The sequence below is a fragment of the Paraburkholderia sp. GAS32 genome (assembly GCF_050434225.1).
GTDB classification, from domain to species: Bacteria; Pseudomonadota; Gammaproteobacteria; order Burkholderiales; family Burkholderiaceae; genus Paraburkholderia; species Paraburkholderia madseniana.
Genome location: NZ_JBNPVS010000030.1, coordinates 74,331 through 99,066 on the forward strand (window position 1 = coordinate 74,331; position 24,736 = coordinate 99,066).

Here is a 24,736-nt window from a genome sequence, read left to right on the forward strand (position 1 = left end):
AATCATGCCGCCGGCGCGCGTGTATCGCGCCGCGGATCCACTACCACGAACACGTTGCCGTGCCGCGCACGCAGTGACCGATAGCTGAACCCAATCGGGCGCGCCGGCAGATGCAAGACAGAACGAGAGTATTGAGTGAACGTTTTCTTCGAGGAATCGGGCAGTTTCAAGGCGGGCAGCGTGCTGTCGCGCCAGGGCGATGCTTTTCAGGTCGAGCTGCCGGGCGGCCGGCGCGCCAAGGTGCGCGCGAAAGACGTGCTGATCGAATTCGAAAAGCCGGGCGCGGGCGAACTGATGCAACAGGCTGACGCCGCCGCGCAGGACATCGATCTGGACTTCCTGTGGGAATGCGCACCGGACGACGAATTTCCGTTTGCCACGCTGGGCGCCGAGTACTTTGGCGAAGCGTTCGGCGCCATCGAGCGCGCGGCGCTGGTGTTGCGCATGCACGGCGCACCGGTGTACTTCCGCCGCAAGGGCCGCGGCATGTACCAGCGCGCGCCGCAGGAGCAGCTCAAGATGGCGCTCGCCGGGCTGGAGCGCAAGCGCCAGCAGGCGCTGGTGCAGGCAGGTTACGAAGACGAACTGAAGGCGGGCCGTCTTCCGGAAGGTTTCAGCGGCAGCAAGGCGCTGGCTTTGCTCACGAGGCCGGACAAGAACACGATCGAATACAAGGCGCTCGAAGGCGCGGCAGCGGCGCGCGGCATTTCGCAGGCGCGGCTGATGCTCGAGTGCGGCGGAATTCCATCGGCTCGCGCGTTGCATGAGGCGAAATTCCTCTCCGAGTTTTTCCCGCACGGCACCGGTTTTCCGCCGGTCACGGTCGGCACATTGCCGGAAGATCTGCCGGAAGCCGATGTAGAGGCGTTCTCGATCGACGACATCACTACGACCGAAATCGACGATGCATTCTCCGTCGAGCATCTGGCCGACGGCCGCGTGCGGATCGGCGTGCACATCGCCGCGCCGGCGCTCGGCATTGCCCGTGGCGACGATGTCGATGCGATCGCACGTACGCGTTTGTCGACTGTCTATATGCCGGGCGACAAGATCACGATGCTGCCCGATAGCGTCGTGGAAGCGTTCACGCTGGCTGAAGGTGGCTTGCGGCCGGCTCTGTCGCTCTACGTGATCATCAATCGCGAGACGCAGGAAATCGTGGCGAGTGAAACGCGCGCCGAGCGCGTGTTCGTGAAGAACAATCTGCGCCACAACACGCTGGATGAGCTGGTCACCGAAGAGGCGCTCGCCGCCGGCACCGGCGACTATCCGCACAAGGAAGACATCGCCGTGCTGTGGCCGTTCGCGCAGGCGCTGTTCGAAAAGCGTCAGACCGCGCGCGCCGGTTACGGCCTGCGCCGCGAAGTGCAGCGCAACACCGATTTCAACTTCTATGTGGAAGGCGAGCACATCACGATCACGCCGCGCAGGCGTGGCTCGCCGCTCGACACGATCGTCGCGGAGCTCGCGATTCTCGCAAACTCGTCGTGGGGCGCGTTCCTGCATGACCACGGCGTGCCGGGCATCTATCGTTCGCAGCGCGCGTTCGGCGCGCCAACCGGTCCGAAACGCACCCGCATGCAAACCAATGCTGCGCCGCACGAAGGCCTGGGCGTCACGCAATACGCGTGGAGCACGTCGCCGCTGCGCCGCTATGTCGACCTCGTGAACCAGTGGCAGTTGCTCGCCTGCGTGCAGCATGGCGTGACCGCGAAACTGGCTGCGCCGTTCAAGCCTAAGGACGCCGATCTGTTCGCCGTCGTGCAAGGTTTCGACGACACCTACACGGCGTATGCCGATCACCAGCGCCGCATGGAGTACTTCTGGTGCCTGCGCTGGCTGAAGCAGGAGAACAGGAAGCAGGTGGTGGCATCGGTGGTGAAGGGCGATCTCGTGCGTCTGGAAGAGATTCCGCTGCTGCTGCACGTGCCGGGTCTCGGCGTGCACGCACGCGGTACGCGCTTGCAGATGGAAGTGATGTCGATCGACGAACTGACCGTCGAAGCGTCCGTGCGCCTATTGCATGTGCTCGACGCGCCGACGGTGACGAGCGGCAGCGAAGCTGAAGAAGCTGACGAGGGTGAAGAGGAAATCATCGACGTGGCGGAAGAAAGCGCCGAAGGCGAAGCCGAGGCTCAGGCGGAAGCCGACCTCGACGGCGGCGCGGCGGAACCGGGCGATGCCGAAAACGCCGCCGGCACCAGCGATGCGGCAGCCGGCCAGCAGCACGTAGCGGAGCCGGGACGATGAGCGTCAGCGATTCGCGCGACCGCTACGCGGTCATCGGCAACCCGGTCGGCCATAGCAAATCGCCATTCATTCATGGCCGCTTTGCCGCGCAAACCGGCGAGCCGATCGAGTACGGCCACCTGCTCGCGCCGGTCGATGGGTTCGTGCCGCATGTGCGCGCTTTTATCGAAGCTGGCGGTCGCGGCATGAACGTGACGGTGCCATTCAAGCTCGACGCGCATGCGTTCGCTAACACCCTGTCGCCGCGGGCGGCAGCAGCGGGCGCGGTGAACACGCTGCGGTTCGACGGAAACGGTGTCTACGGCGACAACACGGACGGCTTCGGCCTCGTTCGAGACATTGAGGTGAATCTTGGCGTTTCATTGAAGGGCGCACGGATTTTGCTGCTTGGTGCGGGTGGTGCCGCGCGCGGCGTCGTGCTGCCGATGCTGGACCGTTCGCCGCATACGCTGACGATCGTCAACCGTACGGCAGCGAAGGCTGAAGTGTTAGTGGACCAGTTCGCGCAGGCGGCACGCGATGCCGCTTGCCGTCTGACCGGCGGCAGCGCGCGAGCGATCGAAGCAGGCACATACGACGTGATCGTCAACGCGACGGCGGGCAGTCTGGATGCTTCGTTGCCGGACTGCGACGACCGCGCGTTCGGCACCGGTACGCTCGCTTACGACATGATGTACGGCGCGCATCCGACGGTGTTCATGGAGCACGCGCGGAAGCTGGGTGCACGGGGCGCCGACGGTCTCGGCATGCTGGTCGAGCAGGCAGCCGAATCGTTTTACGTGTGGCGAGGCGTGCGGCCCGACGGCGCGCCGGTGCTGGCCGAATTGCGAGCGTTGTTGACGGCGCCGCCGCACGGCTAGACCCCCGCTTTAACTTCCGGAATACGCAACTCGCCAACCCACACGTTCACCGACTCGAGGACTCCAGGCACGATGAAAACAACGCGGCGCGCGAGCCGGCCAGGTCCGGTGCGATGGATCGTTTATCTCGGCGCCGTGGTGGCGATTGCGTGGCTTGCGACGCAGGCGTTTTACTTCGCGCAGATCGCGGTGTGGAATTACACGAATCCTCAGTCGACCGCTTTTATGCGGTCGGACGCGTGGCGCTTGTCGCAGGATCGGCCTGATCTGTCTGTGCAACGCACGTGGGTGCCGTACGAACAGATTTCGCACAATCTGAAGCGAGCGATTATCGCTTCCGAAGACGCGAACTTCGTGAATAACAACGGCTACGAGACCGACGCCATTTTGCAGGCGTGGGAGAAGAACAAGGCCAAGGGCAAGATCGTTCGCGGCGGCTCGACGATTACTCAGCAGTTGGCGCGGAATCTTTTTCTATCTCGTGAGAAGAGCTATATCCGCAAGGGCCAGGAACTGATCATCACGTGGATGCTCGAGACCCTGATGGACAAGCAGCGGATCTTTGAGATTTATCTCAACTCCGTTGAGTGGGGAAATGGGGTTTATGGCGCGGAGGCGGCCGCGCATTATTACTACAAGACTTCCGCTGCCAAATTGACTGCGGGGCAGTCGGCGCGGCTGGCTGTGATGCTGCCGCAGCCTAAGTATTTTGATGAGCACAGGAGCTCAGGGTATCTTGCTCAACGTTCGCGGGTGATTGCGCGGCGGATGGGGGCGGCTGAGTTGCCTGACTAGCGCCGTGCACGGCACCGGAGAGCTATATGGGCGTCTGGTCAGCGACGGGAAAGCGAAGACTGATCTCGATTGGCAAGCCGTTTTTGTCCTTCAACCTGAAGACCAGGTCTTTGGTTGCCGAGGTGAGATGCAGGATGCCGATTGTGTTGTACGGGGTGAACGGTTCGCAAAACTTTGCGTTCTCGACACTGAAAACCGGTAACGCAAGATGACATAGCCAGTTGCAAAGCGACGGCAGGGGATGCACCGGAAGTGAATCAGACCAGATTGCGCCATTAAGAGCCGTTTGATCGCAAACGAGAGTGCCATGCGTCGCTCTCAATCCTTGATCGAAATGTTGGGCCCAATGCGCCCAATGCGGTGCATCTGCTGTGAGCGCGAATACGCCCGCGTTAAAGTAATTCTGCGTTAGCGATTGAGTCGAGAAATTTTCGTTGTAGTACTGAGCGAGGCGATGCGCTCGCCATGAAGCCGTTATGTTCTGTTTATAGGCTACCTGAAGCTCAGGCACGATGCCCAATTCGCCGTCTTTCGCTGCGTTGAACAACCAGTTGAAAACGAACCGCTCCTGAACCCAGGCGTCACAGTCAATCCAGACATACATGTCATAGCCGGGGAAGTACGCGGGAAGAAACGGCCGGGCCGTTAGCGATCGCAGATAAGGCATGCGTTCGCGCATTGCCGGATCGACTGGCAGGTCCCAGCCGGGTTCGACGACGTGCGCACCCTGTGAGCAAACCCAGGCGCGGTTTTCTGCATTCAGGCCCACGTCGAGACACCCGATGTCCGAGTAGGGCTGCGGATTTCCGAATTGTTTGAGGGAATTCAGTAAGCCGCGCAAGAGGGGCATGTATGCGTCGTTTGAGGCGGTTGCTATGAGTACGCGCATTGAATGTCAATCTTGAAATTAAGTCCGTTAAAGGATATTCTTTTTAATTAAATTGGCAATGAGACAATTCTTAAAATTATTATATATGGGGTGTTGCGACTATTAATTTTTTTAAGGATAAAAAACCATCTAAAAAAGATTGAGGGTAGAATGGCGTGCCTAAAAGCAGTGGCAGTATTTCGCCGCACGATTCATTGGCCCTTTCCCTGAAATGTTGAACTTCGAATTACGACCGGCGTGGACATCGGCCGCGTCTGCGGCGCCCATTATTTCCGTGGTGGTCCCGCTTTATAACCACGCCCCGTATATCGAAGCCGCGCTTGGCAGTGTGCTGAGCCAGACCTCCGCCGCTGACGAAATCATCCTGATCGACGACGGCTCGTCGGATAACGGCTTCGAGCTCGCGCAACAGGTGCTCTCGAATGTGCCTCACGCGAAGACCTTCAGGCAGGAAAATGCGGGCGCGCATACCACGATCAACCGGGGCATTGAACTCAGCAGCGGCGATTACATCGCCGTACTGAACTCGGACGACCTCTTCGCGCCGGCGAAGCTCGAATGTTGTCGGGCGATCCTTCGTGAGCGGCGAGACGTCGGCTTGATCGCGGGAAATTTGGGCATCATTGACGGTAACGGTGTTCGCCTGCAGTCGGGTTTCGCGATCGACTGGCTCGACCGTGCCCGACGCTTTCTCCATGAGACGAAGCTGCCGCAACTCGCGCTGTTGAATGAGAATTTCGTCGCGACGACATCGAACATGGTGTTCGCACGCGAGCTTTGGCGCGCGGCGGGCGGATTCCAGTCACTTCGGTATTGCCACGATCTGGACTTCCTGATGTTCGCTTGCGCTAACAGCAGCGTGTACCTCGACCTGGAAGAGGAGCACATTGCCTATCGGGTGCACCCGAACAATACGATCTGGGAAGACCAGAGCAAGGTGCGCGTCGAGGTGGCTGCGGTGATCGCACAGGCGTTATGCGCGGCCGGGCCGCGACTATTCTCGGCTGATCTCGACGAACAGGACCTGGCCGCGTTTCTGCGGGTTTTGCGCAACCGCCGGTTGACCGAATTGGTCAGCTACTTTCAGACCGTGTTTCCTGCTTTTGCGAACCGGGCGGCGTTCTACGCCCATGTCGCGGATTCCAGTCGTGTGGCTGCATTTCAGGCCGCTCTGGCTGGCGGCGGCCACTAGAACCCGTCACGAATCCGTCGCCATTGCGGCTTGAGTTTTCCCCATCCTCGCGTCGAGCCCTCGCTCGACGCTTTCCCCAAGCCTTTCGTTTCCCACGTCTCCGGGTATCCGGCCGCATAGCGAGCCCGCGCTGGCCGATCGAGCCGCGACTCGCGTTCCCACGATGTTCGCGCCCGCTTCATCGTCGGTCGCGCGCCTAGGGCTATGGTGCGGCGCATGACTGCTGCTAAATGACGTCAATATCCCAATATATGGTCCAATCATTCACATATTGGAGATTTGAAAAAAGCCGCCCTACAATGCATACCAACACGCCGGCGACGCACACAACGGATCGCCACGGCCAGCAAAAAAACCGGAGACAAGCCAGTGACGCCATCGACCTCGCGGCAGGAAGCTCGCGCTTGCAGTTCATCGCACCACGCCAGCGGCCTCGCGCCGTAGCCCACCCAAAATCCTCTGCCTATCGCCATGAACAAAGCGATGCCTACTCACGCCGCCAGCACGTCCGCCGCCGATGTCACGCCGCAGGCGGAGCTGCCCAGTGCCGCCCCGCAACTGGCCGGCGCCGTAAAAAAGCCGCACGCCGCAGCGCCAAACGGCGTGGTTGACGAAATCGCCTTGCCGAGCACGTTGCTCGACATCACGCCGCAACAGGCCGGTACGCAAACACTGCTGCGCGGCCTCGCGATTCTGGAAGCCGCCGCCGCCGGTGTCCGCGATCTGCGCACCTTCGGCGCAGCGCTCGGCACGACCCGCAGCACCACGCATCGGCTGGTGAGCAGCCTCGTTCAGGCGCGCTATCTGCGGCAAGTGCAAGGCGGCTATCTGCTCGGCCCGAAGCTGATCGAACTCGGCACCATCGCGCTCGAACAGATGCCGCTGACGGCCGTGGCCCGTCAGCACCTCGAATCGCTCGCCGAGCAAACGCTCGACACGATCCACCTCGGTGTGCGCGATGGCGACGACGTGCTGTACATCGACAAAATCCCCGGCACCCGTGGCCTCGAAATGCGCTCGCGCGTCGGTCACCGGATGCCGCTGGCGTCGACGGGGATCGGCAAAGCCATGATGCTCGACCTCACGCCGGACGTCTGGCAGTCGCTCTTCGAAGCATCGCGGCGTGCGCTCGCCGGCGTCAGTTTCAAGCCGGATAACCGCCCCGATGCGCAGACTTTCATGCAGCGCATGACCAACTACGCCGCCGGCGGCTACACCTTCGACCTCGAAGAAAACGAAGCGTCGATTCGCTGCGTCGCGGCGCCGGTGCGCGATGCATCGGGCGCAGTCGTGGCGGCGCTGTCGGTGGCGAGCACGATTCCGTATATGTCGCTCGAGCGCATGGATGAACTGATTCCGGTCGTGCAGCGCGAAGCGCGTGCGATCTCGGAGGAACTCGGCTGGCGTGCTCCGCAACCGGCAACCCGCAGGATCAAGCGATGAAGCGAGCGGTTTCTCACACGCAAGCGGCCAATCCGGTGCACGCCGCCGCGGTCGCCGACGCTACCCTCCAAGACGCAGCGCTCATTGCGCTCGACTGGGGCACGACGTCGCTGCGCGCGTATCTGTACGACGCGGCCGGCGAGGTACTGGCGACGCGGGCATCGACGGCCGGCATCATGAATTTGCCGCGTAGCGCCGAGCAAGGCGGCTTCGACGCGGCCTTCGAGGACGCGTGCGGCGCATGGCTCGAACAGGCGCCCGCCGTGTCGGTGATCGCAGCCGGTATGGTCGGCAGCGCGCAAGGCTGGCTCGAAGCACCGTATGTCGACGCGCCGGCGAGTGCGGATGCGCTGGTGGCCGGCATCGTCCGTGTGAAAGCCGCGTGCGGCGTGACGCTGCACATCGTGCCGGGCGTCCTGCAGCGCGGCGAGCTGCCCAACGTCATGCGCGGCGAAGAAACCCAGATTTTCGGCGCGCTCGGGCAGGACACAGGTGCAGCGGACAGCGGTAAGCGCGCACTGATCGGCTTGCCTGGCACGCACGCGAAGTGGGCCGTCGTGCAGGCGGGCCGCATCGAACGCTTTCATACCTTCATGACCGGTGAAGTGTTCGCGGCATTGCGAGAGCACACCATCCTCGGCCGCACGATGGTCACGCCGGATCGTCCGGATACCGCTTCGTTTCTGCACGGCGTGAACATCGCTCGCGATAAAGGTCAGGCGGGCATGCTGGCCACCGTATTCAGCTCCCGCACGCTCGGGCTCACCGGACAACTTTCGCGCGAACAGCAGCCGGACTATCTGTCGGGTTTGCTGATCGGGCACGAACTGGCCGGTCTCGAAGCCGTGCTGACGCAACAGCAAAACTCGCTCGCCGGCCAGCATCTGCGTTTGATCGGCAATGAAGCGCTGTGCGAGCGCTATCGCGTGGCTCTGGTGCAATTCGGTTGCACTCACGCGGAGCTGGTGAAGCACGCCACCGAGCGCGGCCTGTGGCGCGTCGCCACCCAGGCGGGGCTCGTCAAGCCCACGCCCCAAGCGGCGCACGTCGGCTAACCGGCTGCGCCGCCGCTCACGAAATAAGGAACCGACATGCAACCTCACATCAATCTGCCCGCCCCGTACATGCCGCACGCGGGGTTGATCGCGGCGTTCGAGGTCTGCCCGCTGATCGCGATCATGCGTGGCGTGACGCCCGCCGATGCTGCCGAGCACGGTCAGGCGCTGTACGAAGCCGGCTTTCGCATCGTCGAAGTGCCGTTGAATTCGCCGCAGCCGTTCGACAGCATCGCGGCAATCCGAAAGGTGTTGCCGGCTGACGCGATCGTGGGTGCCGGCACGGTGCTGCATCCGAGTTTCGTCAACGACGTGAAGTCGGCGGGCGGCGAGCTGATCGTGATGCCGCATAGCGACCCGGAGGTCGTCGTTGCCGCGAAAGCGCAAGGCATGGCCTGCGCGCCGGGTGTGGCGACGCCGAACGAAGCCTTTATCGCGCTGAAAAACGGCGCGGATGTGTTGAAGATGTTCCCCGCCGAACAACTCGGCTGCCAGGTCGTGAAGGCGTGGCGCGCGGTGATCGCGGCGGAAGTGCCGCTGGTGCCGGTTGGTGGGATCACGCCGGACAACATGGGTCCGTTTTTGAGTGCCGGCGCGAATGGCTTCGGCCTCGGCTCGGCGCTGTACAAGCCGGGACAGAGCGCGGCGGTGACCGCGTCGCACGCGAAGGCGTTCATCAACGGGTTGCGCATCGCCCGTGCAGGCGCGAAGAAATGAAGCGGCTCGCCGACAAAGTCACGTTGATCACCGGCGCCGGGCGCGGCATCGGTGCGGCGATCGCGTTTGCGTTTGCGCGCGAGGGCGCGGCGGTCGTGCTGGCGGAACTCGATATCGAAATCGCGCAGCAGACGGCGGAACAGATCAAGGCACAAACCGGCGCACGCGTGCTGGCGGTGCAGACGGATGTGACGCAATCGGCCTCGGTTCAGCACGCGGTGAGCGAGGCTGAACAGGCGTTCGGTGCGCTCGACGTACTGGTCAACAACGCCGGCATCAACGTGTTCTGCGACCCGTTGACGATGACCGACGACGACTGGCGCCGTTGCTTCGCGGTCGATCTCGACGGCGTCTGGAATGGGTGTCGCGCGGTGTTGCCGGGCATGGTCGAACGCGGCGCGGGCAGCATCGTGAATATCGCGTCGACGCATGCATTCAAGATCATTCCGGGATGTTTTCCGTACCCGGTCGCGAAACATGGCGTGATCGGATTGACGCGTGCGCTCGGCATCGAATACGCGCCGCGCAACGTGCGGGTCAACGCGATCGCGCCGGGGTACATCGAAACGCAATTGACGCACGACTGGTGGAACGAACAAGCCGATCCGGCTGCCGCGAAACAGGCGACGCTCGCTCTGCAACCGATGAAGCGCATTGGCCGCCCGGAAGAAGTAGCGATGACGGCGGTGTTTCTCGCTTCGGATGAGGCGCCGTTCATCAACGCCACCTGCATCACGGTGGATGGCGGCCGCTCGGCGGTGTATCACGACTGAACGTAGTGGGGCAGCACGCAACAGGAAGCGGGAAACGCAATAAGAAGCAAACGGGCAGCAAGAACAAAGCAGCAAGGTTTCACCGGACGACGCGCTGGCCGCGTGTGTCATACCCGGTACAAGAAGACGCGGCCGATACCTTCTCGTTATCAATTAGTCAGGAGACACGCATTATGAAACGAAGAATTTTCCTCACGCTGGCAGCAGCGGCGGCGGGTGTGCTCTTCAACGCACCGGTGGCGCAAGCCGCGGATCCGGTCAAGATCGGCTTCCTCGTGAAGCAGCCGGAAGAACCGTGGTTCCAGGACGAATGGAAGTTCGCCGAAATGGCCGCCAAGGAGAAGGGCTTCACGCTGGTGAAGATCGGCGCGCCGTCGGGCGAGAAGGTGATGAGCGCTATCGACAATCTGTCGGCTCAGAAAGCGCAAGGCTTTGTGATCTGCACGCCTGACGTCAAGCTCGGACCGGGCATCGTCGCCAAGGCGAAGGCCGACGGCCTGAAGATGATGACGGTGGACGACCGCCTCGTCGACGGCGCGGGCAAGCCGATCGCATCGGTGCCGCATATGGGCATCTCGGCGTACAACATCGGCAAGCAGGTGGGCGATGGCCTGGCCGCGGAAATCAAGAAGCGCGGCTGGGACATGAAGGACGTCGGCGCGATCGACGTGACCTACGAACAGCTGCCGACCGCGCATGACCGCACGACCGGCGCGACCGACGCGCTGGTTGCCGCCGGCTTCCCGAAGGCGAACATCATCGCCGCGCCGCAAGCGAAGACGGACACGGAAAACGCGTTCAACGCCGCCAACATCGCGCTGACGAAGAACCCGAACTTCAAGCACTGGGTGGCTTACGCGCTGAACGACGAAGGCGTGCTCGGCGCGGTGCGCGCAGCGGAAGGCCGCGGCTTCAAGGCGGACAACATGATCGGTATCGGCATCGGCGGTTCGGAATCGGCACTGAACGAATTCAAGAAGCCGTCGCCGACCGGCTTCTACGGCACGGTCATCATCAGCCCGAAGCGCCACGGCGAAGAAACCTCGACGCTGATGTACGACTGGATCACGCAAGGCAAGGAACCGCCGATGCTCACGCTGACGAGCGGAATGCTGGCCACGCGTGACAACGTTGCCGATGTGCGCCAGAAGATGGGCCTCGCGGCAAATTAAGCGGCTGAAAGCGTAGTTAAATGAAGTGAACTGCCGGTGCGTCGTTTCTCCAGGGATTGGGCGCGCCGGCAACAGCAATACAAGATCAGCAGTTGAGACAGACCACGCTTTGTGCCCATGAGGCACCTGAAGAAGCACGGTTCACACGAAGCAATGGGACGGCAGCAGGCGCTAACGCGCTAATTCCCGTCGACATAGGAGGCGAAGTGTCAGCGACGCTACGTTTTGACAATATCGGCAAAGTCTTTCCAGGCGTGCGCGCGCTCGACGGTGTGTCCTTCGACGTCAACGTCGGCCAGGTGCACGGCCTGATGGGCGAAAACGGCGCAGGGAAATCGACCCTGCTAAAGATTCTCGGTGGTGAATACCAGCCCGATTCGGGCCGCGTGATGATCGACGGCAATGAGGTGCGCTTCACGAGCGCGGCGTCGTCGATCGCGGCGGGGATCGCGGTGATTCACCAGGAACTGCAATACGTGCCCGATCTGACGGTCGCGGAAAACCTGCTGCTGGGCCAGTTGCCGAACTCGCTCGGCTGGGTCAACAAGCGCGAAGCCAAACGCTTCGTGCGTGAGCGCCTCGAAGCGATGGGCGTGGCGCTGGATCCGAACGCGAAGCTGCGCAAGCTCTCGATCGCGCAACGGCAGATGGTCGAAATCTGCAAGGCGCTGCTGCGCAACGCACGCGTGATCGCACTGGATGAACCGACCAGCTCGCTGTCGCATCGCGAGACCGAAGTGCTGTTCAAACTGGTGCGCGATCTGCGTGCCGACAACCGCGCGATGATCTACATCTCGCACCGCATGGACGAGATCTACGAGCTGTGCGATGCCTGCACGATCTTCCGCGACGGCCGCAAAATTGCTTCGCATCCGACGCTCGAAGGCGTGAAGCGCGACACCATTGTCAGCGAAATGGTCGGACGTGAAATCGCCGACATTTACAACTACTCTTCACGGCCGCTCGGCGAAGTGCGCTTCGCGGCGAAAGCGATCGAAGGGCATGCGCTCGCGCAGCCGGCCAGCTTCGAAGTGCGGCGCGGCGAGATCGTCGGCTTCTTCGGTCTGGTGGGTGCCGGGCGCAGCGAACTGATGCATCTGGTGTACGGCGCCGATCACAAGAAGGCCGGCGAAATCGTGCTCGACGGCAAGCCGATCAAGGTGCGCAGCGCGGGTGAGGCGATCAAGCACGGCATCGTGCTGTGTCCGGAAGACCGCAAGGAAGAGGGCATCGTCGCGATGGCGACCGTGTCGGAGAACATCAATATCAGTTGCCGCCGTCACTATCTGCGCGCCGGGATGTTCCTCGATCGCAAGAAAGAAGCGGAAACCGCCGACCGTTTTATCAAGCTGCTGAAGATCAAGACGCCGAGCCGTCGTCAGAAGATTCGTTTTCTGTCGGGCGGCAACCAGCAGAAGGCGATTCTGTCGCGCTGGCTGGCCGAGCCCGATCTGAAGGTCGTGATTCTCGACGAGCCGACGCGCGGGATCGACGTCGGCGCCAAGCATGAGATCTATAACGTGATTTATCAGCTTGCCGAACGCGGCTGCGCGATCGTGATGATTTCGTCGGAATTGCCGGAAGTGCTCGGCGTATCCGACCGGATCGTCGTGATGCGCCAGGGTCGGATTTCCGGCGAGCTGGCGCGTAAGGACGCAACGGAACAATCAGTGTTGGGCCTCGCCTTGCCGCAAAGCTCGACAGCGCTGCCCGGAACCGCAGCCACTGAGCAAGCGGCCTGAACATTATTTGGACGAAAGTCCGGCAACCCGTGGGGAACGGGAGGAGTCTTCAACATGCAAGCCAGAGAAAACCTCGCGCAACAAGCCGCAAAAAGTGCGGCCGAAGCGCTGATTCCGCAAGGCAACGACAAGGCGAAATGGTGGCAGCAGATCACCGAGTACAGCCTGATCCTGATCTTCATCGTGATGTTCATCACGATGTCGCTGACGGTCGACCACTTCTTCTCGATCGAGAACATGCTCGGTCTCGCCCTGTCGATTTCGCAGATCGGCATGGTCGCGTGCACGATGATGTTCTGTCTGGCGTCCCGCGATTTCGACTTGTCGGTGGGTTCGACGGTCGCGTTCGCCGGTGTGTTGTGCGCAATGGTGCTGAACGCGACCGGTAACACGTTCATCGCGATCATCGCGGCGGTGTTCGCGGGTGCGGTGATCGGCTTCGTCAACGGCGCCGTGATCGCCTACCTGCGCATCAACGCACTGATCACGACGCTCGCGACGATGGAAATCGTCCGCGGTCTCGGGTTTATCGTGTCGCACGGTCAAGCCGTGGGCGTGTCGTCGGATACGTTTATCGCGCTGGGCGGCTTGAGCTTCTTCGGCGTGTCGCTGCCAATCTGGGTCACGCTGCTGTGCTTCATCGTCTTCGGCGTGATGCTCAATCAGACCGTGTACGGCCGTAATACGCTGGCAATCGGCGGCAATCCGGAAGCCTCGCGTCTTGCCGGTATCAATGTCGAACGCACGCGCGTTTATATCTTCCTGATTCAAGGCGCCGTCACCGCGCTGGCCGGTGTGATTCTGGCTTCGCGGATTACGTCGGGCCAGCCGAATGCGGCGGAAGGCTTCGAGCTGAATGTGATTTCGGCGTGCGTGTTGGGCGGCGTGTCGCTGCTCGGCGGTCGTGCGACGATCTCCGGTGTCGTGATCGGCGTGCTGATCATGGGGACCGTCGAGAACGTGATGAACCTGATGAACATCGACGCGTTCTATCAGTACCTCGTGCGTGGCGCGATCCTGCTCGCCGCTGTGCTGCTCGACCAGTTGAAGAACCGCGGTTCACGGGATTAAACCCGCGGCTCCCCCACCTTGCTCTAAAAGGAATCGAACGATGTCGTCTCCGGCCAATGCAAACGACCGCCTCGCGGACAACGCGTTTGCCCGCTATCCGAGTCTCGTCGACCGAACGGTGTTGATCACGGGCGGCGCGACCGGTATCGGCGCATCGTTCGTCGAGCATTTTGCGGCGCAGGGTGCGCGCGTCGCGTTCTTCGATATCGATGCGACCGCGGGTGAAGCGCTCGCCGACGAGCTCGGCGATTCGAAACACAAGCCGCTGTTCCTGCCCTGCGATCTGACCGACATCGACGCGCTGCAAAAAGCGATCGCCGATGTGAAGGCCGCACTCGGTCCGATTCAGGTGCTCGTGAACAACGCCGCGAACGACAAACGCCACGCGATTGGCGACGTGACGCGCGAGTTTTTCGACGCGGGCATCGCGGTGAATATCCGTCACCAGTTCTTCGCAGCACAAGCGGTGATGGAGGACATGAAAGCCGCCAACGCGGGTTCGATCATCAACCTGGGTTCGATCAGCTGGATGCTGAAGAACGGCGGCTACCCGGTGTATGTGATGTCGAAATCGGCGGTGCAGGGTTTGACGCGTGGTCTCGCGCGCGACCTCGGTCACTTCAATATCCGCGTCAATACGCTGGTGCCGGGCTGGGTGATGACGGAAAAGCAGAAACGTTTGTGGCTCGACGATGCGGGCCGTCGCTCGATCAAGGAAGGCCAGTGCATCGATGCTGAACTGCAACCGTCCGATCTCGCTCGCATGGCGCTGTTCCTCGCCGCCGATGACAGCAGGATGATTACCGCGCAGGACATCGTCGTCGACGGAGGCTGGGCGTGAGTGCCGGCGTGTCTGCGGGTTCGGATGCGGGTGCGGGTGCGGCTTTGCCTGCACACAGCGCGGCGCTGCTGCTCGACACGAAATGCACGCTCGGCGAAGGCGCGACGTGGTGCGCGAGGACCGATCGCTTCTACTGGAACGACATCGAAGGCGCGCGTCTGTGGCGCTATGACCCGCGCGACGGCGGCAGCACGTTCTGGCGCATGCCCGAGCGTCTCGGGAGTTTTGCGTTGTGCGCCGATCCGCGCTACCTGCTGCTCGGATTGGCGACGCATCTGGCGTTCTTCGATCTGACAACCGGCGAGACGCAGCGTATCGTCGACGTCGAACCTGGCTTGAACACGCGCGTGAACGACGGCCGCTGCGATCGTCAAGGTCGTTTCGTATTCGGTACGAAAGACGAAGGCTCGCCGCTGCAGGCGGTCGGCGGGTTTTATCGTCTGAATCACGATTTGTCGCTGGAGCGATTGCCGTTGCCCGCACCGGCGATCTCGAACAGCATCGCGTTCAGTCCCGACGGCGCGGCGATGTACTACGGCGATTCGCCGACGCGTGAAATTCGCGTCTGCGACTATCGCGCGGACGGCAGCGTTGCCAACGACCGTGTCTTTACGACATTAACGGATGCGACCGGCGAGCTCGACGGTTCGACCGTCGACCGCGACGGTGGCGTGTGGAACGCGCAATGGGGCGGCAGGCGAGTGGTGCGGTATGGCCCCGATGGCGTGGAAACCGAGCGTGTCGACGTGCCGACCGCGCAGCCGAGTTGCGTCGCGTTTGGCGGCCCCTCAAGAGGACTTCCGTCAGGGCCTGTGCAACTGGACACGTTGTACATCACGAGTGCGCGTATCGATCTCGATGCCGCCGCGCTCGCGGGCGATTCTCATGCGGGCGGCGTGTTCGTCGCAACGCCCGGACGACAAGGTTTGCCGGAGCCGGTGTTCCAAGGCGCGCCCGCATAGCGCAGAATGGCGCAACCTCAGTCTCGAGGCAGCAGAGTGTAGTCGCGCAGTGACTTTGTAAGTGAACCAGCGTTGATGTCGCAAACCCAGTGCCAGCAAATCGGCAGTAGATCGGCAGCATGCAGTTCGGACCCTGAGGCGACTTGTGCAAAAAAAATCGCCCAACAGCATCCGTCAGCAATGACGGCAACGTCCCACGCCTCTCGATGGAGCCAGATATGACTGTTGCGAATCCTGTTTCCGCCTCTTCTCAGAGCCGACGCGCGCGACTTAACGCGGCGGCCAATCCGGTGCTTCCGGGTCCCAGTACTTCTGCGGTTGCGGTCGGTGAGACGAGCGGCGGCGAGCTCGCGTGCATCACGCTCGCCAACGCGCATTTGCGCCTCGATGTCGCGCCGACGCTCGGTGGCGGCGTCACCCGTTTCGATTGGCGCAACGACGGCGCGCTCACGCCGATTTTCCGGCGCTGCCGTCACATCGCCTCGGATACCCAGCCGAACCAGTTGGCATGCTATCCGCTGCTGCCGTATTCGAATCGCATAGGCGGCGGTCATTTCAACGTGGCGGGGCGGCGTGTCGAGGTGCCGCAAAATCGCGCTGACGAAGCCTTGCCGATTCATGGCGACGGTTGGCTCTCGGCCTGGCAGGTCGCGGAGTCAGACCGCGAAAACGTCCGTCTGACGCTCGATCGCCACGACGGCAAACCGTACGCGTTCCGCGCGACGCAAACCTATACGCTGGACGGCCCCACGCTCGTCATCACGCTGGACATCGAGAATGCCGGCCGCGAGGCGCTGCCTTTCGGGCTGGGCGTGCATCCATTTTTTGTGCGTGACGCCGACACCGAACTGTCGGCGGCGGCCGGCGGCCTGTGGCTTTCCGGCGACGACTGGCTGCCGGTGCGCCACGTGCCGGCGCCGCCCGCATGGCAATTCGGCGTGGCGTATCCCTTGCCGGAAACCATCGTCAATCACGCGTTCACGGGCTGGAGCGGGCAGGCGGCGGTGGTGTGGCCGAAGCGGCGGCTGTCGCTGAATATCGCTGCCGACACCGACTACTACGTGCTGTACACCCCGCCGCGCGAAGACTTCTTCTGCTTCGAGCCGGTCGATCATCCGATCAACGCGATGAATCTGGCGGGCGGCGCGTGCGAGAACGGGATGACGATGCTCGCGCGCGGCGAACGGCTCACGCGTACGTTCCGCTTTACCGTCGAACGCACGGGTTTGCGCTCGATGCCGGGCGCGCGTGGTTCGCGCCGGCGGCAGTAGGGCGCGAGCAGGGCGCAGCGGTACGGTGTACCCGTCGTCACGCCCCAGCCCGAGCCGGTGTGACGCTTGGCCGCGGCTTACCGCGCAGGACAGGTAAAATACGCGCCTCTTCCGTTATCGGCTCGCCGCGAGACTCACCATGTCCAATTTCATCCAGACACTCAACGACGCCTGGCAGCGCACGAACTCGCTGCTGTGCGTCGGCCTCGATCCGGAGCCCAGCAAATTCCCGGGCGCACTCGCGGGCCGTCCCGAAGCGATTTTCGACTTCTGCCGCACCATCGTCGATGCGACCGCGCCTTATGCGTCGTCGTTCAAGCCGCAGATTGCCTACTTCGCCGCTCATCGCGCGGAAGATCAACTCGAGCAGTTGATCGCGCACATTCATGCGAACCACCCGGGCTTGCCGGTGATTCTGGACGCGAAGCGCGGCGATATCGGCAGCACCGCCGAGCAGTACGCGCGTGAAGCCTTCGAGCGGTATCAGGCGGATGCGGTGACGGTTAATCCGTATATGGGTTTCGATTCGATCGAGCCGTATCTGGAGCACGAGGGCAAGGGCGTGATCGTGTTGTGCCGGACTTCGAACGCGGGTGGCTCGGACCTGCAGTTTCTGGAGACGGGCGGACGTCCGCTGTATCAGGTCGTCGCGCAACTGGCGGCGGACAAGTGGAACGCGAGCGGCCAGTTGGCGCTCGTGGTCGGCGCGACTTTCCCGAAGGAAATCGAAGTGGTGCGTGGGATCGTCGGCGATATGCCGTTGCTGATTCCGGGCATCGGCGCGCAAGGCGGCGATGTTCAGGCGACGGTCAACGCCGGCCGGACGGCGAACGGCACGGGCATGCTGATCAACTCGTCGCGGGCGATTATTTACGCCGGTAAGGATGACGATTTCGCCGAAGCCGCAGCTAAGGCTGCGATGGAAACGCGTGACCGGATCAATGCGTTTCGGTGATGGCGGGTGAGGCCGTTCAGGTAACTGGCCCCAGCCGCTCGATAAACGCCGCATGCTGCGGATGCCGCGTTTTTAGCGCCTCGACATCCGCCAGCTCAAACTCGCTGAACTCAAACCCCGGCGCGACCGTGCAGCCCACCAGCGCAAACGTCGCCGGGTCCGCGCATTCCGCGGCAAACCACAGACCCGCGGGCACCACTGCCTGAAACACGGCATCCGAATGCGTCAGCGCATTGCCCAACGTGTGCGTAATCAACGTGCCCGCTTCGTCGAGCACGTGAACATTCAAAGGCTCACCGGCATAAAAATGCCAGACCTCATCGGACTTGATCCGATGCCACGCCGAATGCGCGCCGTCGCAGAGCAGGTAGTAAATCGCGGTGGACGCCGAGCGCGTCTGCGTTGAACTGTCATCGCGGCGTACCGACTCCGCGGATCGATACGTCTCGCTGAAAAATCCGCCTTCCGGATGCGGCTTCAGATCGAAGCGGCGGATCAACTCGTCTTTGGCTGCGTGCGAAGTCGACATATTGGGCATCGTGGCGGCGCCTCAGATTTTGAACCAGACGTTAATGTTCGCGCTCGTCGAGCAGGGCCAGCACGCCGCGCAACGCGTGCGCGGCCGCCTGCACGCGGATCTTCTCGCGATCTCCCTTGAAGACTTTGGTTTCGACGGACGTATGTAGCCGATTGCTCCAGCCGAACGACACCATGCCGACCGGCTTGGTTTCCGTACCACCGCCCGGGCCGGCGACGCCGGTAATCGACACCGACACCTGCGCGCGACTGTTGCGCAGCGCGCCTTCGGCCATCGCGCGCGCTACCTGTTCACTGACCGCGCCGTGCTTTTCGATCAGGTCGGCCGGCACGCCGATCATCTCGCACTTCGCCTGATTCGAATACGTGACGAAGCCGCGCTCGAACCAGCCGCTGCTGCCGGAAATATCGGTGATCGCGGTCGCCACCATGCCGCCTGTGCAGGATTCGGCGGTGACGAGCATCAGGCGCTCGTCGCGCAGGCGGTTGCTCACGCGAATCGCAAGCTGGTGAACCACGGAATCGGTAGGCATGGCGTCAATCCGGAAAACGGGGAACTGCTGCGGGAGGCAGTCGGCAGCCGGTGGCCGGCGGGCAAAGGCCGACCGGCACCAGCCGACGGGCAACGGTTAAACCGACATGCGCCAGAGCGCAATCACGAGCAACGTGAAGAACGCAGCGACCAGGTCGTCGAACATGATGCCAAAACCACCTTTCAGTCGGCGATCGAAATAACCGATGGGCGGCGGTTTAACCATGTCAAAGAAGCGGAATACGATGAACGCCCAGAGTTGCCCGGTCAGCGTGACCGGCGTGACCATCAGCAACACCAGCCAGAACGCGATGATTTCGTCCCAGACGACCGGCGACGGATCGTCGGTACCCAGCTTCTTGGCTGTAAAGCCGCAGATCGCAATGCCGCCGAAAAAGCCGGCGACGATCAGCACGCCCCATTCGACCACGGTCAGATAACGGCTCAGGACGGCGAACGAGGCCCATGCGAACAGGGTACCGACGGTGCCCGGCGCAACCGGCGACAAGCCGCTGCCAAAACCCAGCGACAGAATGTGCAGCGGATGCGACAGCATGAAACGCGCGGTGGCGCGGCGTGGCTGAGGACGGGGCGCGCGCGGGCCGGACGCGTTGGGCTGCGGATGGCCGATCAGATCATCGGCGGGGCCCAGCGGGGGATCAGTCTGCATGGAAATGGTCGAAGCCTTGCAACGTCAGAGTGAGCGGCGCGCCGGCGGCATCGCGCCAGCCGATCGCCGGGCGGTCGGCCGCCGTTTGAAGAGCGCTTATTGTACCGATGCGGGTGACCGGCACGGCCACCTCGCGCCCGGCTGCTTCGACCTTGGCGCGCGCTGCGGCCGGTGCGGTGAAGCACAGTTCGTAATCGTCGCCGCCGGCTAGCGTGCAACGTTGCTGGATCTCGGGCGAGAGGCGGCGTAGCGCGGCCGAACGCGGCACGGCGTCGACGTCGACCGTGGCCTGCATTTCCGAGCGTTCCAGGATGTGCAGCAAGTCGCCGGCGAGCCCGTCAGATAGATCGAGCGCTGCGTGCGCGATGCCCCGCAACGCGAGACCGAGGAAGATGCGCGGCTCGGGACGCTCGAGGGCGCGACGAAACGTCGCAGTGTCGCTGGCATCGGCAGACCACTCTCCGCGCTGGACGCCGAGACCCGCGCGCGCGTCGCCGAGCGTGCCGGAGATCCAGATGTCGTCGCCCGGTTGCGCGGCATCGCGGCGCAACGCAACCTGCGGCTGCACGCTGCCGAACACGGTGATGCACAGATTCAACGGGCCGCCGGTCGTGTCGCCGCCGATCAGATTGCAGCGGTAGCGCTCAGCCAGCGCGAAGAGGCCATCGCTGAAAGCGGCGAGCCACGCTTCGTCGGCTTTGGGCAAGGAGAACGCCAGCGTGAACGCCAGCGGCTCTGCGCCCATCGCGGCCAGGTCCGACAGGTTCACCGCGAGCGCCTTGTGACCGAGCGCCTCGGGATCGATGTCGGGAAAGAAGTGGCGGCCTTCCACCAGCATGTCCGTCGATATCGCCAGCATTTCACCGGGGCGCGGCGCGAGCAGGGCGCAGTCGTCGCCGATGCCGAGTTCGCCTTCTGCAGCACGGGATGACGCAGCGGCTGCGCGGCGGGCGAAGAATCGATCGATCAGCGAAAACTCGGAGAGCATGGTGGCAATGGGTGAACGGATAAGTGCAACAAAAAGCCGCTAACGGCGCGCATTGTACGGAGATGTTCGCGGGTAAACACTCTATTCGCGCACAACTCCGATTCGACTGGTGGTTGGCCCAAAGCGTGCCATGTCTGCCTTTCGCTATATTTCAGTCGCGGCAGTTGTACCCGTATTGAAGGAATTGAGCCGGCAATTGGGGCTACAATGCCGTCGAACATCTATTCTAATCCGCCCTTCGAAGCCCGCCTTATGTCGACTCCCGTCAATAGCAAACTCCGCGAAGCCGCTCTCGATTATCACGAGTTCCCGACCCCCGGGAAGATCGCGATCGCCCCCACCAAGCAGATGATCAACCAGCGCGACCTCGCGTTGGCGTACTCGCCGGGCGTCGCGTTCGCGTGTGAGGAAATCGTCGAAAACCCGCTGAACGCCGCCCGTTTCACCGCGCGCAGCAACCTGGTCGGCGTTGTCACGAACGGCACCGCGGTGCTGGGTCTCGGCAACATCGGGCCGCTCGCCTCGAAGCCGGTCATGGAAGGCAAGGCCGTGCTGTTCAAGAAGTTCGCCGGCATCGACGTGTTCGATATCGAGCTGAACGAGTCCGATCCGCACAAGCTGGTCGAGGTGATTGCCGCGCTCGAGCCGACCTTCGGCGGTATCAACCTCGAAGACATCAAGGCGCCGGACTGCTTCATCGTCGAGCGCGAATGCCGCAAGCGCATGAAGATTCCGGTCTTCCACGATGACCAGCACGGTACGGCGATCGTCGTCGCGGCAGCCATCACTAACGGCTTGAAGGTCGTCGGCAAGGACATCAAGGAGGTCAAGCTGGTGTCGTCCGGCGCGGGTGCGGCGGCGCTGGCCTGTCTGGATCTGCTGGTCGACATCGGCCTGCCGCTCGAAAACATTACAGTCACCGACCTGGCCGGCGTGGTCTACAAGGGCCGCGTCGAACTGATGGACCCGGACAAGGAACGCTTCGCACGCGAAACCGACGCTCGCACGCTCGCTGAGGCGATCGGCGGCGCGGATATTTTCCTCGGCCTCTCGGCCGGCGGCGTGCTGAAGCAGGACATGGTCAAGCAGATGGCCGACAAGCCGCTGATTCTGGCGCTGGCCAACCCGACCCCGGAAATCCTGCCGGAACTGGCGCTCGAAGTGCGTCCGGACGCCGTGCTCTGCACGGGCCGCACGGACTACCCGAACCAGGTGAACAACGTGCTGGTGTTCCCGTTCCTGTTCCGCGGCGCGCTGGATGCGGGCGCGACCACGGTGACGCGTGAAATGGAGATCGCCGCGGTCAATGCGATCGCCGAACTGGCTCGCCAGGAGCAAAGCGATATCGTCGCGACTGCGTACGGCATCCAGGATCTTTCGTTTGGTCCGGAATACCTGATTCCGAAGCCGTTCGACCCGCGCCTGATCGTCAAGGTCGCGCCGGCGGTGGCGAAGGCCGCGATGGATTCGGGCGTCGCCGAGCGTCCGATCGAAGACATGGAAGCGTACGAACAGCATCTGCAGCAGTTCGTGTATCACAGCGGCACGACCATGAAGCCGATTTTCCAGTTGGCGCGTGGCGTCGAGCCGGAGAAGAAGCGCATCGTGTTCGCGGAAGGCGAAGAAGAGCGCGTGCTGCGCGCCATGCAGATCATCGTCGACGAAAAGCTCGCTAAGCCGATCCTGATCGGCCGTCCGGCGGTGATCGAACAGCGCATCGCACGTTACGGCCTGCGGCTGATCGCGGGTCAGGACTACACGGTCGTGAACACCGACCACGACGAGCGTTACCGCGATTTCTGGCAGGAATATCACAAGATGATGTCCCGCAAGGGCATCACCGAGCAGATGGCGAAGCTCGAAATGCGCCGCCGCACCACGCTGATCGGCGCGATGATGGTGGAAAAGGGCGAGGCGGACGGCATGATCTGCGGCACGGTGTCCACCACGCATCGCCACCTGCACTTCATCGATCAGGTGATCGGCAAGAAGCAAGGCGCGAAGGTCTATGCCGCGATGAATGCGCTGGTGTTGCCGAACCGCCAGATTTTCTTGGTCGACACGCACGTGAACGTCGATCCGACGCCGGAACAGCTTGCTGAGATCACGATCATGGCAGCCGAGGAAGTGCGCCGCTTCGGTATCGAGCCAAAGATCGCGCTGGTGTCGCATTCGAACTTCGGTTCGAGCAATGCGCCGACCGCGCAGAAAATGCGCGACACGCTGGCGATCCTGCGCGAGCGTGCACCCGACCTGCAAGTGGACGGCGAAATGCACGGCGACCTCGCGCTCGACGCGAATCTGCGCCGCGAAGTGCTGCCGGACTCGACGCTCGAAGGCGATGCGAACCTGCTGGTGCTGCCGAACATCGACGCGGCCAACATCTCGTACAACCTGCTGAAGACCGCAGCGGGCAACAACATCGCGATTGGTCCGATGCTGCTTGGCGCGGCCAAGCCGGTGCACGTGCTGACGGCCTCGGCCACGGTTCGCCGCATCGTCAACATGACGGCGCTGCTGGTTGCCGACGTAATCGCCTCCCGCTGATCCTTGATCCGGGAATGAAGCGTGGCGCCGCCTAATTGGGCGCCGCGCAAAAAAAAAGGCGTGCCCGCAATGGGCACGCCTGCGGGTGAACAGGGGATAGCCACCCTAAAAAAGGCCGAATGAGACCATTCCGCCTTCGAGAGACTGCGGGAACCGCAAGGCTTTCATTAGAGGGAATGGGCCGCGCAATGGGCGCCCCGTGGGTTTGTGCGCGCCCGATTTGCTTCGTCAGGTTAATTTTAGCCTGCACAAGCTAAATATTCTGTCAAAAGTCGTCAAAGCCCGTTCCGTGGCTCTTTCCCACGCGATTGGAAGCTTTTGCCTGTCCGGCGAACGTTGATTCTGTGGGGTTTTAGCGATACCCTTACGACTTTCATGGTCGTCAAACTCGTGATCTAACAGCGGGGAACCTTGATTCATGGCACGCAAGTGGCTGCGCATTAAAGGCGTGCTGATCGGTGCTTTGACGCTCTGCGCTTTATTCGGCTCCGTGCCTGGCGCGTTTGCGCGCGACTACACGACATCTGCCGATACACAAGCTCAGGTGCAGGGCACTATTGCAGCGGCACAGTTGCCGCGCGAAGCGGTCAATACATTGAACTTGATTGCCGCGGGCGGGCCTTACCCGTATGAGAAGGACGGCATCGTATTCGGCAATCGCGAACGGCTGCTACCGCCGCATCGGCGCGGCTATTACCACGAATACACCGTTCCTACGCCTCGTCCACGAAACCGCGGGGCGCGTCGCATCGTCTGCGGAGGTCCGCTACAGCGGATCGACAACTGTTATTACTCGGACGACCATTACACCAGTTTTAATCGTATTGTTGAATGACATCGGGATGAACGGCATGAGCGACAACGTCTACGCGCACGACTCCGGAGTCGCGACGGATCTTTTCGCGGCCGGCGACGGCAATTTGTTCCAGCGCGTCATGCGGATGCGCGCCGGCGACCAGGGCCGGGATACCCAGAGCGAAGGCAGCACTGTGCTTGCATCGAATGAGGAGCCCATGAGTCTTTTCAAGACCGTACGACCGAACATCGTACAGTCGATCCGCGCGTTTCGCGTGCAGGATCTCGCTGACGAGGCCAACCAGCTCGGCCAGCACTTTCTGTACGCGTACTGCGCGAACGCTCAGTCCAAACAGGAAGTGCTGGAGACCATTGCTACGTCGTTCCTGTTTCCGAAGCATTTCGGCAAGAATTACGACGCGCTGTACGATTGCCTGACCGATCTGGTCCATAAGGCAGGTGCGCAGCCCGGCTTCGTGATCGTGCTCGAGCAATTGCCGGTCGCGCAAAAGTTCGACAAGGAAGGGCGCGAGACGCTACTGGACGTGTTCCGCGAAGCGTCCGAGTTCTGGGCCGAGCGCAAGGTTGCGTTCCGGGTGTTTTATTCGTTTGCGTAAGGTAGGCCTGAGCACTTTGCTTGAATGGGGTGCCTGAGCACGGCTTACCGCTGCAAAAAGAA

General features: G+C 62.4%; 23 protein-coding genes. 18 read left to right on the top strand and 5 right to left on the bottom strand.

Translation table 11 applies throughout. The features are described from left to right. Window positions 1–135 precede the first annotated feature (135 nt). From P3T25_RS30545 to mtgA, 3 genes are all read left to right on the top strand, one after another. The gene (locus P3T25_RS30545) at window positions 136–2,250 is read left to right on the top strand and encodes a ribonuclease catalytic domain-containing protein (RefSeq protein ID WP_429360582.1); all 2,115 of its coding nucleotides are present in this window, start codon (window positions 136–138) and stop codon (window positions 2,248–2,250) included. After that, on the top strand, window positions 2,247–3,110 hold the full coding sequence (aroE, locus tag P3T25_RS30550) for a shikimate dehydrogenase (RefSeq protein WP_171926723.1): 864 nt from the start codon (window positions 2,247–2,249) through the stop codon (window positions 3,108–3,110). Before P3T25_RS30545 ends, aroE begins: the two co-directional genes overlap by 4 nt. Window positions 3,111–3,182: 72 nt before the next feature. Beyond that, window positions 3,183–3,905 (top strand): monofunctional biosynthetic peptidoglycan transglycosylase, encoded by a 723-nt coding sequence (gene mtgA / locus P3T25_RS30555; RefSeq protein ID WP_154558120.1) that lies wholly within the window; start codon window positions 3,183–3,185, stop codon window positions 3,903–3,905. 22 nt (window positions 3,906–3,927) lie between these two features. On the opposite strand, the gene P3T25_RS30560 is transcribed toward mtgA, so the two are convergent. Beyond that, window positions 3,928–4,755: a glycosyltransferase family 8 protein gene (locus P3T25_RS30560; RefSeq protein ID WP_154558119.1), complete on the bottom strand. Its 828-nt coding sequence runs from the start codon at window positions 4,753–4,755 to the stop codon at window positions 3,928–3,930. Between the two features lie 250 nt (window positions 4,756–5,005). Between P3T25_RS30560 and P3T25_RS30565 the strand changes: the two genes are divergently transcribed. From P3T25_RS30565 to pyrF, 12 genes are all read left to right on the top strand, one after another. Next, on the top strand, window positions 5,006–5,986 hold the full coding sequence (locus tag P3T25_RS30565) for a glycosyltransferase family 2 protein (RefSeq protein WP_429360585.1): 981 nt from the start codon (window positions 5,006–5,008) through the stop codon (window positions 5,984–5,986). 471 nt (window positions 5,987–6,457) lie between these two features. After that, window positions 6,458–7,429 carry an IclR family transcriptional regulator gene (locus P3T25_RS30570; protein ID WP_154558117.1) on the top strand — a complete coding sequence of 324 codons (972 nt, stop codon included), beginning with the start codon at window positions 6,458–6,460 and terminating at the stop codon, window positions 7,427–7,429. Next, window positions 7,426–8,484, top strand: a complete 1,059-nt coding sequence (locus P3T25_RS30575) for a 2-dehydro-3-deoxygalactonokinase (RefSeq protein ID WP_154558116.1) — start codon at window positions 7,426–7,428, stop codon at window positions 8,482–8,484. Before P3T25_RS30570 ends, P3T25_RS30575 begins: the two co-directional genes overlap by 4 nt. A 36-nt stretch (window positions 8,485–8,520) precedes the next feature. Then, entirely contained in the window at window positions 8,521–9,201 is a 681-nt protein-coding gene (locus P3T25_RS30580; protein WP_429360587.1) for a 2-dehydro-3-deoxy-6-phosphogalactonate aldolase, read from the top strand. Next, entirely contained in the window at window positions 9,198–9,974 is a 777-nt protein-coding gene (locus P3T25_RS30585) for an SDR family oxidoreductase (RefSeq protein WP_429360589.1), read from the top strand. The genes P3T25_RS30580 and P3T25_RS30585 overlap by 4 nt, the downstream gene beginning before the upstream one ends. Before the next feature lie 173 nt (window positions 9,975–10,147). Further along, entirely contained in the window at window positions 10,148–11,146 is a 999-nt protein-coding gene (locus P3T25_RS30590) for an arabinose ABC transporter substrate-binding protein (RefSeq protein WP_154558113.1), read from the top strand. A gap of 206 nt (window positions 11,147–11,352) precedes the next feature. After that, window positions 11,353–12,888, top strand: a complete 1,536-nt coding sequence (gene araG, locus P3T25_RS30595; RefSeq protein WP_093635405.1) for an L-arabinose ABC transporter ATP-binding protein AraG — start codon at window positions 11,353–11,355, stop codon at window positions 12,886–12,888. 54 nt (window positions 12,889–12,942) lie between these two features. Beyond that, window positions 12,943–13,959, top strand: a complete 1,017-nt coding sequence (araH, locus tag P3T25_RS30600) for an L-arabinose ABC transporter permease AraH (RefSeq protein WP_093635407.1) — start codon at window positions 12,943–12,945, stop codon at window positions 13,957–13,959. Window positions 13,960–13,999: 40 nt separating this feature from the next. Continuing rightward, entirely contained in the window at window positions 14,000–14,800 is an 801-nt protein-coding gene (locus P3T25_RS30605; protein WP_429360592.1) for an SDR family NAD(P)-dependent oxidoreductase, read from the top strand. After that, on the top strand, window positions 14,797–15,762 hold the full coding sequence (locus P3T25_RS30610) for an SMP-30/gluconolactonase/LRE family protein (protein WP_429360594.1): 966 nt from the start codon (window positions 14,797–14,799) through the stop codon (window positions 15,760–15,762). Before P3T25_RS30605 ends, P3T25_RS30610 begins: the two co-directional genes overlap by 4 nt. 218 nt (window positions 15,763–15,980) lie before the next feature. Next, window positions 15,981–17,033 (top strand): aldose 1-epimerase, encoded by a 1,053-nt coding sequence (locus P3T25_RS30615; RefSeq protein WP_154558110.1) that lies wholly within the window; start codon window positions 15,981–15,983, stop codon window positions 17,031–17,033. 139 nt (window positions 17,034–17,172) lie between these two features. After that, window positions 17,173–17,988 (top strand): orotidine-5'-phosphate decarboxylase, encoded by an 816-nt coding sequence (gene pyrF / locus P3T25_RS30620; protein ID WP_429360596.1) that lies wholly within the window; start codon window positions 17,173–17,175, stop codon window positions 17,986–17,988. A gap of 16 nt (window positions 17,989–18,004) precedes the next feature. Here the strand turns inward: pyrF and P3T25_RS30625 are convergent, their stop codons facing one another. From P3T25_RS30625 to thiL, 4 genes are all read right to left on the bottom strand, one after another. Further along, entirely contained in the window at window positions 18,005–18,517 is a 513-nt protein-coding gene (locus tag P3T25_RS30625; protein ID WP_429360598.1) for a cupin domain-containing protein, read from the bottom strand. A gap of 40 nt (window positions 18,518–18,557) precedes the next feature. Then, entirely contained in the window at window positions 18,558–19,058 is a 501-nt protein-coding gene (locus tag P3T25_RS30630; RefSeq protein WP_429360600.1) for a CinA family protein, read from the bottom strand. A 96-nt stretch (window positions 19,059–19,154) separates the two neighbouring features. Continuing rightward, the gene (locus P3T25_RS30635; protein ID WP_171926716.1) at window positions 19,155–19,727 is read right to left on the bottom strand and encodes a phosphatidylglycerophosphatase A family protein; all 573 of its coding nucleotides are present in this window, start codon (window positions 19,725–19,727) and stop codon (window positions 19,155–19,157) included. Continuing rightward, window positions 19,717–20,715: a thiamine-phosphate kinase gene (thiL, locus tag P3T25_RS30640; RefSeq protein WP_171926715.1), complete on the bottom strand. Its 999-nt coding sequence runs from the start codon at window positions 20,713–20,715 to the stop codon at window positions 19,717–19,719. Before thiL ends, P3T25_RS30635 begins: the two co-directional genes overlap by 11 nt. Before the next feature lie 207 nt (window positions 20,716–20,922). On the opposite strand from thiL, the gene P3T25_RS30645 reads away from it, so the two are divergent. From P3T25_RS30645 to P3T25_RS30655, 3 genes are all read left to right on the top strand, one after another. Beyond that, on the top strand, window positions 20,923–23,262 hold the full coding sequence (locus P3T25_RS30645) for an NADP-dependent malic enzyme (RefSeq protein WP_429360603.1): 2,340 nt from the start codon (window positions 20,923–20,925) through the stop codon (window positions 23,260–23,262). 418 nt (window positions 23,263–23,680) lie between these two features. Next, window positions 23,681–24,097, top strand: a complete 417-nt coding sequence (locus tag P3T25_RS30650; protein ID WP_429360605.1) for a ribonuclease — start codon at window positions 23,681–23,683, stop codon at window positions 24,095–24,097. 16 nt (window positions 24,098–24,113) lie between these two features. Beyond that, window positions 24,114–24,674, top strand: coding sequence for a barstar family protein (locus tag P3T25_RS30655; protein WP_054034683.1), 561 nt, complete (start codon window positions 24,114–24,116; stop codon window positions 24,672–24,674). Window positions 24,675–24,736: the final 62 nt, after the last annotated feature.